Consider the following 11,876-nt stretch of genomic DNA (forward strand, 5'->3'; position numbering starts at 1 on the left):
GCGGGCAAGCGCGCCTTCCTCTTCTCCGGCCAGGGATCACAACGCCTCGGCATGGGCCGGGAGTTGTACGGCCGCTTCCCGGTGTTCGCGGAGGCCTTCGACGCGGTCTGCGCGGAGCTGCCAGCGGTCCGCGAGGTGGTGTGGGGCGAGAACGAGGAGGCGCTGAACCGGACGGTGCACGCCCAGACCGCGCTGTTCGCGGTGGAGGTGGCGCTGTTCCGGCTGCTGGAGTCCTGGGGCGTGCGGCCGGACTTCGTGGCCGGTCACTCGATCGGCGAGGTCGCCGCGGCCCACGTGGCGGGGGTGTTCTCGCTGGCCGATGCCTGCACCCTGGTGGCGGCACGTGGCCGGCTGATGCAGGCGCTGCCGGAGGGCGGCGCGATGCTCGCCGTCCAGGCGGGCGAGGACGAAGTCCTCCCACTCCTGGACGAGTTGATCTCGGTCGCGGCGGTCAACGGCCCCGTGTCCCTCGTGGTCTCCGGCACGGAGGAGGCGGTGGAGCGGATCCGCAGCCACTTCGAGCAGCAGGGCCGCAGGACGAGCCGCCTGCGGGTGAGTCACGCCTTCCACTCGCCGCTGATGGACCCGATACTCGAAGACTTCCGCCAGGTGGTCACGGGACTGCGGCTCAAGGCGCCCACCATCCCCGTCGTGTCCAACCTCACCGGCGGACTCGCCACGGGTGAGGAACTGTGCGAGCCGGAGTACTGGGTGCGCCACGTCCGCGAGGCGGTCCGCTTCGCCGACGGCGTGCGGACCCTGGCGGCCCAGGGCGTCACCCGCTTCGTGGAGGTGGGCCCGGACGGGGTGCTGTCCGCGATGGTCCGCGAGTCCGTCACCGAGGACGCCCTCACCGTCCCCGTCCTGCGCAGGGACCGGGACGAGGAGACGACGGCGGTCCAGGCGCTCGCCGCGCTCCACGTCCACGGTGTGACCGTCGACTGGAAGGCGCTCCTGGCCGGCACCGGCGCCCGAAGCGTCGAGCTGCCCACCTACGCCTTCCAGCACCGGCACTACTGGCCCGCCGCTCTGCCCGGCGGCGTCCGGGGCGCCGAGGTGCTGGGGCTGCGGCCCGCCGAGCACCCCCTGCTCTCGGGGGCGGTGGAGCTTGCGGGCTCGGCGGGGTTCCTGTTCACGGGTCGGCTGTCGGTGCAGTCCCAGCCGTGGCTGGCGGACCATGTGGTCCTCGGGTCGGTGCTGGTGCCGGGGACGGCGCTGCTGGAGCTGGCGCTGCGGGCCGGGGACGAGGTCGGCTGCGATCTGGTCGAGGAGCTGACGCTGGCCGCTCCGCTGGTGCTGCCCGAGCAGGGCGGCGCGCAGGTCCAGGTGACGGTCGGCGGTGTGGACGACGACGGGCGGCGGACGCTCAGCGTGCACTCCCGGCGGGGCGACGCCGCGCAGGAGCCGTGGACGCTGCACGCGAGCGGCGTGCTGACCAGCGGGGCGGTGCCGGCGCAGTTCGAGGCGACGAGCTGGCCGCCGGTCGGGGCCGAGCCCCTCGACGTGTCCGACCTCTACGAGGGTCTTGCGGAGGCCGGGTTCGCGTACGGGCCGGTGTTCCAGGGGCTCCGGGCGGTCTGGCGCCTCGGCGACGACCTGTTCGCCGAGGTCGCGTTGCCCGAGGGCGCGGACGGCGGCTCCTTCGGCCTGCACCCCGCACTGTTCGACGCGAGCCTGCACGCGGTGGCGGCGGGTGCTGGGGAGGGCGGGCCCTCGGGCGGGGTGCCGTTCTCGTGGTCCGGGGTGTCGCTGCACGCGGTCGGTGCCTCGGCGGTGCGGGTGCGGTTGTCGCGCACGGCTGCCGGCGGTCTGTCGCTGGCGGTCGCGGACGTCAGCGGTGCGCCGGTGGCCTCGGCGGAGTCGCTCGTCGTCAGGCCGATCAGCGCGGAGCAGCTGGGCGGGTCGGGGAGTGTCGCCCGGGACGCGATGTTCCGCGTCGACTGGGTGCCGGTACCGGTGCCGGACACCGACCCCGTTCCGCAGGTGACCCTGGAGCCGGACGCGGATCCGGCGTCGTTGCCGGAGGTCCCGGCGGCGGTGCTCGTTCCGGTGTCCGGCGTGGCCTCGGCCCGGACGCCGGAGGCCGTGCACGCACTGACCGCGCGCGTGCTGGGCCTGTTGCAGTCGTGGTCGGCCGACGAACGGTTCGCGGCCTCGCGGCTGCTGTTCGTGACGCGTGGTGCGACCTCGGGCGCGGACCTGGCCGGCGCGGCGGTCTGGGGCCTGGTGCGGTCGGCGATCGCGGAGCACCCGGGCCGGTTCGGCCTGGTGGACCTGGCCGGCGCCGAGGACACCGTGCCGGCGTGGGTCGCCGCGCTGGACGAGCCGCAGGTGCTCGTGCGCGGCGGCGAGGTGCTGGCGGCGCGGCTGGCCCGGGTGCCGGAGCCGGATGCGGCGGCCGCCCCCGGGTGGGCCGGTGCCGGGACGGTGCTGGTCACCGGGGGGACGGGCGGCCTCGGCCGGCTCGTGGCCCGTCACCTGGCGGCCGCACACGGGGTGCGGCGCCTGCTGCTGGTGGGCCGCCGGGGTGCGGAGGCCGAGGGTGTGGTCGAACTCGTCGCCGAGCTGGCGGAGTCGGGGGCGGAGGCGACGGTCGAGGCGTGTGATGTCGCGGACCGTGTCGCGGTGGCCGACCTGCTGGCGCGTCACCCGGTCCGCGCGGTGGTGCACGCGGCGGGCGTCCTGGACGACGGAGTGATCGGCTCGCTGACGCCCGAGCGGCTGGCGGCGGTGCTGCGGCCGAAGGTGGACGCCGCGTGGAACCTGCACGAGGCGACCGAGGCGCTCGACCTCGCGGCCTTCGTCACCTTCTCCTCGGCGGCGGGCACCCTCGGCAATCCGGGACAGGGCAACTACGCCGCCGCCAACGCCTTCCTGGACGCCCTCGCCTGCCACCGGCGGGCGCAGCAGCGGCCGGGGGTGTCCCTCGCCTGGGGCCCGTGGGCCCGCACCGGCGGGATGACCGGCGGGCTCGGCGAGGCGGACGCACAGCGGATGGCACGGGCCGGAATGCCGCCGCTGGCTGCGGCGGACGGACTGGCGCTGTTCGACAGCGCGGTGGCCGGTGTGGAGCCGACCGTGGTGCCGGTCCGGCTGGACCTGGCGGCGCTGCGGGCGCGGGGCGAGGTGCCGGCGCTGCTGCGCGGGCTGGTCCGCACGCCCCTGCGGCGGACCGCGGTCACGGGCGCCCCCGGCGCCGCCGACGTGGTCCGTCGGCTGTCCGCGCTGGCCGGGACCGAGCGTCACGGGGCCCTGCTGGACGAGGTGCGCGGCCAGGTCGCCGCCGTCCTCGGGCACACCGGCGGGACGGAGGTCGATCCGGAGCGGGCCTTCCAGGAGCTCGGGTTCGACTCGCTCACGGCGGTCGAGCTGCGGAATCGGCTGGGCGCCCTGGCCGGGGTCCGGTTGCCGGCCACCCTGGTCTTCGACCACCCGACGACGCTGGAGCTGACGGACCACCTGTTCGCGCTGTTGGAGCTCGCTCCGGACGCGGAGGCCGGGCCGGGGGCCCTCCTGGCCGACCTGGAGAAGCTGGAGCGGGCGTTCGCCGGCCTGGAGGTCGGCGAGGAGTTCCACGAGCAGGTCGCGGGCCGGCTGGAGGTGATCAGGGCGAGGTGGGCCGCCCTGCGCGGCGACGGCGCCCCCGGCACCGCCTTCGACTTCGACACGGCCTCCGACGAGGACGTCTTCGACCTGCTGGACAAGGAGTTGGGCCTGTCGTGACGGCTGGACGATCGATTCCAGGAGGTGCGGAGGAAATGGGTCGCCGGAGTGTGGACGAGGCCGTACCGTCACACCTCATGAGGTTGCTTTCCGTCAATGTCGGCAGGCCCCGGCCCAACCCGTGGAAGGGTTTGGAGGCGACAGGCATCGACAAGCGGCCCGTCCACGGCCCGGTCGCCGTCAGCTCCCCCGGCCCCAAGGGCACCGGTGAGGTCGGCCTTGTCGGCGACCGGGTGTACGACGTCAAGCACCACGGCGGTGTCGACCAGGCCGTCTACGCCTACGCCCGAGAGGATCTCGACGGCTGGGAGGCCGAGTTGGGCAGGCCGTTCAAGAACGGCGCCTTCGGGGAGAACCTCACGAGCCTGGGCCTGGACGTCAACGGTGCCCTGATCGGCGAGCGTTGGCGGATCGGGCCGGACGTCGTCCTGGAGGTGTCGTGCGCGCGGATCCCGTGTGCGACCTTCCAGGGCTGGCTGGAGCGTGACGGCTGGATCAAGCGGTTCACGCAGGCCGCACGGCCGGGAGCGTATCTGCGCGTGATCGAGCCCGGCGACATCCGTGCCGCCGACCCGGTCGAGATCGTGCACCGGCCCGACCACGATGTGACCGTCGCGCTCGTCTTCCGTGCGATGACCCTGGAACCAGAACTGCTGCCGCGACTGCTTGCCGCCGAGGCACTGCCGTCGGAAGCGAAGGAACTGGCCCGCAGGCGCTCCGCGTAGAGGGTCGGGCCGTCACCGCCGGCGGACAGTCCTGGGGCCCGGTCCTTCGCGAAGGACCGGGCCCGAGGACTGTCTCGTCCGTTCCGCCTACATCGGACGGCGGAAGCCGAGCACCGCGCAGGCGGCGCCGATCGCCGCGATGGCACCGCTGAACAGCAGGGCGGGCACGATGGCATCGGCACCGGGGATGCCGAGGGCGAGGGCGCGGGTGGCGTCGATCGCGTAGGTCAGGGGGTTGACCCGGGCGACCGCGCCCAGCCAGGCCGGCAGGTCGGCGACCGGGATGTAGGCGCTGGAGGCGAACATCATCGGCAGCACGGCGATGATCGCGAGGTTCTGCATCGGTTCGGCGCGGCGCAGCCAGGCGCCCGCGGCGATGAACGCCCACCCCAGGGCCCAGCTGATGAAGAGGGTCAGCCCGACCGAGGCGGCGATCTCGGCGACCCCGCCGCGCGGCGAGTAGCCCAGCAGCGTGACGGCCAGCAGGAGGATGATGACCGCCTGGACCGCGCTGCGGACCAGGTTCGCGAGGCTGCGGGCGACCAGCAGCGAGCTCGGGCGGATCGGCAGCGAGCGCAGCCGCGCCACGATGCCGTTCTTCATGTCGTCCACCAGCCCGACCCCGGACTGCACGGCCGACTGCACGGCGTTGTCGACCAGGACGGCCGACAGGACGAAGTCGAGGTAGCTGACTCCCTCGGGGAAGTGCGGCGGGGCCCCCATCTTGCTGAAGACCTGGGTGAGCACGAAGAGGATGACGACCGGTTGCAGCAGCCCGAACAGCACCACACCGGGGTCGGTCACCAGGGCACGCAGGGACCGCCCGGTGAGCACCCGGATCTGCAGGAGCATCGAACTGCCGGCCCATCGCGCGGGCGGTGCGGCCACCGCGCCGGTTCGCACCACGGTGCGCGTGCTGGTAGTCATGCGATCGGTCCTCCCGGGGACGGCGCGGGCTGGGCCGCGAGGGTGAGGTAGACGTCGTCGAGGCTCGGTTCGGCGAAGGCCAGCTCGGCCGCCTCGATGCCGACCCGGTCGAGGGCCCGGACCACGCGTGCCATCTCCCTCGACGCCTGGACGGGGACCACGATCGAGGCGTCGGTGGGACTGTTCACCGGCTCCAGTCCGGCCTCCCGCAGGGCCATGACGGCGATCCGCGGATCGTCCGAGTCCTCCAGCGCGACGGTGACGGTGCGTCGGCCGACCCTGGCCTTGAGTTCGGCCGCGGTCCCGCTCGCGATCACCGCCCCGGCGGCGAGCACCACGATCGAGTCCGCCAGCCGGTCGGCCTCGTCCAGGTACTGCGTGGTGAGCACGACCGTGGTGCCCTCGGCGACGAGGCCCTCCACGATCTCCCAGAGGCGCAGCCTGCTCGACGGGTCCAGGCCGGTGGTCGGCTCGTCCAGGAAGATCACCTCCGGTCGGCCGACCAGGCAGGCGGCGAGGTCGAGGCGCCGGCGCAGCCCCCCGGAGTAGGTGCCGGCCCGACGGGTCGCGACCTCGCGCAGCGCGAAGAGGTCCAGCAGCTCGTCGGCCCGTGCGCGGGCCGCCCGGCGGTCGGCCCCCAGCAGCCGGGCGAGCAGGACGAGGTTGTCGCGCCCGCCGAGGTGGCCGTCGACCGAGGCGAACTGGCCGGTGAGGCCGATGCGCCGGCGGATCTCACGGGGCTGGCGCACGACGTCGAAGCCGGCGACCGCGGCCCGGCCCGAGGTGGGGGGCAGGGACGCGGTGAGGATGTTGACGAGGGTGGTCTTGCCCGCTCCGTTGTGCCCGAGCAGGGCGAGGACGGTTCCGCGGCGCGCGGAGACGGTCACGGAGTCGAGCGCCCGGACGCTGCCGAACACCTTGCTCAGGTCGTGCGCCTCGATCATGACCTCCCCGGGCGCGCGGGGGAGGGGCGGCGGAGGGGTGGGCCCGGTCATGGGTGGTCTCCCGCGGTTGGACGGTCGGTTGAGGGGGTGACAGGTGGAGCGAGGAAAGCCGACCGGCGATCGGTCGCCGGTCGGCTGGGCTGGTGGTGTCCGTGGTTCGGGCAGGTCGGCAGGGAGGTAGGAGGGGTGGGCGAAACGGCAGGACCGGTCGGCGAGGTCCTAACCGCCGGCACCGTCCAGGAGCCGGAAGAGCTCCTCGTCCGTGGCGGAGCGGATGTCGGGTCGGCCGTTGCCGCCCGCCGGGGCCGGGCCCCAGCGGTGGACGAGTTCCCGGAGCCGCGCGGCCGTGCCGGCGTCGAGTTCGGCGCCGGCCTCGAACAGGTGCTCCAGCGCGTCGGTGACGGCGGCGGCCGAGCCCCAGGACGTCGTGGGCCGGACGAGTTCCGCGCGGACGAGCCCGGCGATCGCGGCCGGGGTGGGGTGGTCGAAGACCAGGGTGGCGGGGAGGTGGGCACCGGTGGCCGCGATGATCCGGTTGCGCAGCTCGATCGCGTTCACCGAGTTGACGCCCAGCTCCGAGAAGGGCTGCGCGGCGAGGCCGGAGTCCAGGGCGTCGCCGCCGAGCACCGCCTCGGTCTCGGTCAGGACCAGGCGCAGCAGCAGCTCGTCCTGTGCGTCCTCGTCGAGTCCGGCGAGTCGGTCGGCCAGCCGCTCGGCCGGTCGGTCGGTCGACAGCTCGGCCGGTCCGGGTGCGACGGGGGCGACGGGAGTGGCGGAGGTCGCCCTCTGCGGTGCCTCGATCCAGTACCGCCGGCGCTGGAAGGGGTAGGTGGGCAGCGGTACGGAGCGGGCGCCCGGGAGCACGGCGGCCCAGTCCACCGGGACTCCGTCGAGGTGCAACCGGGCGACGGCGGCGAGAACGGCCTGCTCCTCGTCGTGGCCGCCGTTCGGAGCGGTCGGTACGACGGTTGCCGCCCCCGGGAGGGCGCCGGAGCCGGCGAGGCACTCGTCGATCATCGGGGTGAGCGCTGCGGCGGGGCCAAGCTCCAGGAACCGGTCGGTCCGCTCGCCGTGCAGGAACCGGACGGCGTCGAGGAAGCGGACCGGCTCGACGAGGTGCCGGACCCAGTGGTCCCGGTCCCGGGCCTCCTGCTCGGTCAGCACGCGGCCGGTGAGCGCGGAGACCAGCGGGACGGCGGGGGCGGCCGGGGTGAGCGCGTCGATCGCGTCCCGGAAGTCGGCCAGCACGGGCGCCATCAGGGGCGAGTGGAAGGCGTGGCTGACCGCCAGCGGCTTGGTCCGGTGCCCGGCGGCGGCGAGCCGGGCGGCCAGCTCGGCCAGCGGACCGGAAGCCCCCGACAGCACGACCGAGTGCGGACCGTTCACCGCCGCGACCGCCACCGCACCGGTGAAGTCGCCCAGCCATGGGACGAGTTCGTGCTCCGGAAGCCGCACGGCCAGCATGCCGCCGCCGGCCGGCAGGGCGTCCATCAACCGGCCGCGGGCCGCCACCAGGACGCAGGCGTCGGCCGGCGAGAGGACACCGGCCACGTGGGCGGCGGCGATCTCGCCGATCGAGTGGCCGACCAACCGGTCCGGGACCACGCCCCAGGACTCGAAGAGGCGGTACAGCGCCACCTCGTGGGCGAAGATCGCCGGCTGGGCCCAGCCCGTGCGGTCGAGCAGTGCGCGGCTTCGCGCCGCCTGGTCGGCGTCCTCGCTCCCGGCCCACATCACCGGGAGGAGCGGTCGTTCCAGCAGCGGGTCGAGCAGCGAGCAGATCTCCCGCAGGGCGGCGTCGAAGGCGGGGAACGCGCGTGCGAGAGCCCGGCCCATGCCGAGCCGCTGGCTGCCCTGCCCGGTGAAGGCGAAGGCGAGGCCGCCGCGGTTCCGGCGCCCGGGCACGGTGCCCGTGGACGAGGAGCCGGCGGCCAGTGCGGCCGCCGTCGACCGCAGCCGGTCCGGATCCGCTCCGACCAGCAGGGCCCGATGGTCGCCGTGCAGGGCCCGGGTGGTGGCGAGCGAGAAGGCGATGTCGCGGGGGGACTGTTCGGGGTGGGCCGCGACGTGCTCGGCGAGCTGCCGTGCGCGGGCCCGCAGCGCGGGCTCGCTGCGGGCGGAGAGCACCCACGGCACGGCGGCGCCGGGCCGGGGCAGCGGCGGGTCGGTCTCGACGACCTGGGCATGCGGCGGGTCGGTCTCGCGGGCCTCGGGCCCGGGCTCCTCCAGGATCAGATGGGCGTTGGTGCCGCTGATCCCGAACGAGGACACGCCCGCCCGCCGCGTCCGGCCGGGCTCCGCCGGCCACGGCTGCGGCTCCGTCAGCAGCCGTACCGCCCCCGAGGACCAGTCCACCTGGGCGGCGGGCTCGTCCACGTGCAGGGTCCTGGGCAGCACCCCGTGCCGCAGGGCCTGCACCATCTTGATCACCCCGGCCGCGCCGGCGGCGGCCTGGGCGTGTCCGATGTTCGACTTCACCGACCCCAGCCAGAGCGGCCGGTCCTCGGTGTGCGCCCGGCCGTAGGTCGCGAGCAGCGCCTCGGCCTCGATCGGGTCGCCCAGCGTGGTGCCGGTGCCGTGCGCCTCGACGGCGTCGACGTCGGCCGGGGCCAGCCGCGCGTCCGCCAGCGCCCGTCGGACGACCTGCTGCTGCGCGGGCCCGTTCGGTGCGGTGAGGCCGTTCGAGGCACCGTCCTGGTTCACCGCGGAGCCGCGCACCAGCGCGAGCACCCGGTGTCCGTGGCGGCGGGCGTCGTCGAGCCGCTCCAGGACGAGCAGGCCCACCCCCTCCGACCAGCCGGCGCCGTCGGCGGCCTGGGCGAACGACTTGCACCGGCCGTCGGGGGAGAGCGCGCGCAGCCGGGAGAACTCGACGAAGGAGGTCGGCGTCGCCATCACGGCCACGCCGCCGGCCAGGGCGAGGGAGGACTCGCCCGAGCGCAGGGACCGGCAGGCCAGGTGGAGCGCGACGAGCGAGGAGGAGCAGGCCGTGTCGACGGTCAGGGCCGGACCTTCGAGGCCCAGGGTGAAGGAGATCCGGCCGGCCAGGGCGCTCGCGGCCGTGCCGATGCCGAGCAGTCCCTCCAACTCGCCGGCCCCGCCGTTGGCCAGGTGCGCCGCGTAGTCGTGGTACATCGCCCCGGCGAAGACACCGGTCCGGCTCCCGCGCAGTGTCGTCGGGTCGATCCGGGCCTGCTCCAGGGCCTCCCAGGCGGTCTCCAGCAGGAGCCGCTGCTGCGGGTCGGTGGCCAGTGCCTCCCGCTGCGAGAGCCCGAAGAACTCCGCGTCGAAGTGGCCCGCGTCGTGCAGGAACCCGCCGGCCCGGGCGTACGAGGTGCCGGCGTGGTCCGGGTCGTCGTCGAACAGGCGGGCCAGGTCCCAGCCGCGGTCGACGGGGAAGCCGGAGACGGCGTCGGCGCCGTCCGCGACCAGGGTCCACAGGTCGTCCGGCGAGGCCACCCGGCCGGGCAGCCGGCAGGCCATCCCGACGATGGCGATCGGTTCGTCGTCCCGGCCGCTCCGGGGCTGAGCGGGCGCGTCCGCACCGCTCGGCCGGGCCCCGTCGACCAGCCGTTCGGCGACGGCCGCCGGGGTGGGGAAGTCGAAGGCCAGGGCGACCGGGAGCGCCAGACCGGTCTCCTCGACCAGCAGGTTGCGCAGCCGCACGGCGCGGACCGAGTCCAGCCCCTGGGCTCGGAAGGTGGCGTCGGGTTCGGCCGGCGGCCCGTCGGCGTCCGGGCCGAGCACCGAAGTGACGCAGCGCCGGACCAGGTCGAGGGCGTCCGCGAGGCTGCGCGGTGCCGATGCCGACGACGGGGCCGGGGCGGGCGAGAATCCGCCGTCGGCGAGCAGTTGCTCCAGCGCCCGGCGGTGGAGCTTGCCCGCGGGGGTGCGGGGCAGGTCGTCGACGGTCACCAGCTCCAGCGGGATCTTGTACTCGGCCACGCCGCGCTCGCGGAGGAACGCCGTCACCTCGGCGAGGCCGGTGACGGCGGCCGCGCGAGCGGTGAGGACCAGACAGGGGTACTCGCCGAGCCGGGGATCGGGCCGGGCGACCACGGCCAGCGGACCGATCCGCGGCAGGTCCGCCAGCAGGCCCTGGACCTCGGTGGCGTTGAACTTCCGGCCGCCGACGTTGATCAGCTCGGCCGCCCGCCCGTGGAAGCGCACCAGGCCCGACGCGTCGACGCTCGCCAGGTCGCCGGTGCGCAGCCAGCCGTCCGCGGTGACCGCCGCCCGGGTCAGCTCCGGATCGCCGAAGTACCCCCGGAACATGCCTGGGCTGCGGTAGCGCAGCTCGCCGACCTCGCCCGGCGGGCACGGCTCGCCGTCCTCGCGGACGACGCTCACCCGCGCGCCGGCGGTCGGCCGGCCGACGCTGTGGGCGGCCACCTCGGCGGGGTCGTCGGGGCGGGTGCAGGTGCCGGTGCCGAGCTCGGACATCCCCCAGACCACCACCAGGCTGGTGTCCAGCGCGGCCCGCACCTCGGCGACCAGCGCGCCCGCGACGGCCGCGCCGGCCGTCCGTACCTCGCGCGGGCGGAAGCCGACCGGTCCGTCGTCCTGCGCGAGGCGCGTGACGATGTCGTGCAGCTGGGCCGGCACCGCGAAGACCACGCTCGGGTCGGTCCGCCGGGCCAGCTCCAGGAACCGGTCCGGGTCCCAGCCGCGCAGCAGGACCTGCCGGCAGGCGGTGAACAGCGCCGTGTGCAGCGACTGCAGGCCGAACAGGTGCGTGAGCGGGCAGGCGGTGATGACCGCGCTGCCGAACGCCGCCGCGGCCGCCTCGGCCACCGGCGCGGTGTTCGAGAGCAGGCCGTCGTGGCTGTGGAGGCAGAGCTTGGGCCGGGCGGAGGTCGTGCCGGAGGAGGGGACGAGGACGAGCGGCTGCTCCGGGCGCACCTCCACCGGGTGCGGGGCACCGCCCAGCCAGTCGGCCAGCAGCCGGTCCACCGTGAGCACCCGGGGATCGGCTGGTCCGGTGACGCCCCCGGCGGTTCCCCCGGCCACCAGCACCGCACGCAGCGAGGGCACCGCGGCCAGCAGCGCCCCGGGGCCGTCACCGGCCCCGGGCGGGTCGGCCGGCAGCACGAGGACCGCCGGGTCCACCCGCTCCAGCAGCGCGCGCACCTCGGCCGGGCCGTTGCCCTGGTGCACCGGCAGCATCACGGCGCCGACGGCCGCGGCGGCCAGGTGCAGCGTCACGTACTCCCAGCAGTTGGGCAGTTGCAGCGCGACCACGTCGCCGCTGCCGACGCCCAGTTCCTGAAGACCGCGGGCGAGCGCGTCGACCTCGGTGCTCCACTGGCACCAGGTCCGTGACCGGTCCCCGTCGGTGAGCGCCACCGCGTCCGGGGCCGCGCGCACGGCGGCGGCGAAGACCGCCGGCAGCGTGAGGCCGCGCAGGGCCCCGCCGGACGGGTCGTCCGAAGGGCCCGGCCGGCTCTCGTCGGCGGCCGGATCAATCGCGTAGTCGTCGATACGGACGGGCACCATCACTCCCCGGAGAAGCCGGCCACGGTACGGTCTGCTGTTCCATGCTCGACCGGGGAGCACC

The 11,876-nt window shown here is 75.3% G+C and carries 5 protein-coding genes; 2 read left to right on the forward strand and 3 right to left on the reverse strand.

Going from position 1 to position 11,876, the window contains the following annotated elements; genetic code table 11:
* Together ACFVYI_RS05845 and ACFVYI_RS05850 are read left to right on the forward strand one after the other, a co-directional pair.
* Positions 1 to 3,723: SDR family NAD(P)-dependent oxidoreductase (locus tag ACFVYI_RS05845; protein ID WP_387881894.1), on the forward strand; the 3,723-nt coding region annotated here is incomplete at its 5' end.
* 77 nt (positions 3,724 to 3,800) lie between these two features.
* Complete coding sequence (locus ACFVYI_RS05850; RefSeq protein WP_387881895.1) at positions 3,801 to 4,448, forward strand: MOSC domain-containing protein; 648 nt, start codon at positions 3,801 to 3,803, stop codon at positions 4,446 to 4,448.
* Positions 4,449 to 4,535: 87 nt separating this feature from the next.
* On the opposite strand, the gene ACFVYI_RS05855 is transcribed toward ACFVYI_RS05850, so the two are convergent.
* The 3 genes from ACFVYI_RS05855 to ACFVYI_RS05865 form a co-directional block, all read right to left on the reverse strand.
* On the reverse strand, positions 4,536 to 5,375 hold the full coding sequence (locus ACFVYI_RS05855) for an ABC transporter permease (protein WP_387881896.1): 840 nt from the start codon (positions 5,373 to 5,375) through the stop codon (positions 4,536 to 4,538).
* A complete protein-coding gene (locus tag ACFVYI_RS05860; RefSeq protein ID WP_387881897.1) occupies positions 5,372 to 6,370 on the reverse strand; it encodes an ATP-binding cassette domain-containing protein in 999 nt (332 codons plus the stop codon). Before ACFVYI_RS05860 ends, ACFVYI_RS05855 begins: the two co-directional genes overlap by 4 nt.
* A gap of 168 nt (positions 6,371 to 6,538) precedes the next feature.
* Positions 6,539 to 11,815 carry a beta-ketoacyl synthase N-terminal-like domain-containing protein gene (locus tag ACFVYI_RS05865; RefSeq protein WP_387881898.1) on the reverse strand — a complete coding sequence of 1,759 codons (5,277 nt, stop codon included), beginning with the start codon at positions 11,813 to 11,815 and terminating at the stop codon, positions 6,539 to 6,541.
* Positions 11,816 to 11,876: the final 61 nt, after the last annotated feature.

The organism is Kitasatospora sp. NPDC058218 (assembly GCF_042882445.1).
Lineage (GTDB): Bacteria > Actinomycetota > Actinomycetes > Streptomycetales > Streptomycetaceae > Kitasatospora.

Bases quoted from the DNA above. Each gene is read 5' to 3' on its own strand.
- ACFVYI_RS05855 (WP_387881896.1), bottom strand. From the start codon at position 5,375: ATGACTACCAGCACGCGCACCGTGGTGCGAACCGGCGCGGTGGCCGCA.
- ACFVYI_RS05850 (WP_387881895.1), top strand. From the start codon at position 3,801: ATGAGGTTGCTTTCCGTCAATGTCGGCAGGCCCCGGCCCAACCCGTGG.
- ACFVYI_RS05865 (WP_387881898.1), bottom strand. From the start codon at position 11,815: ATGGTGCCCGTCCGTATCGACGACTACGCGATTGATCCGGCCGCCGAC.
- ACFVYI_RS05860 (WP_387881897.1), bottom strand. From the start codon at position 6,370: ATGACCGGGCCCACCCCTCCGCCGCCCCTCCCCCGCGCGCCCGGGGAG.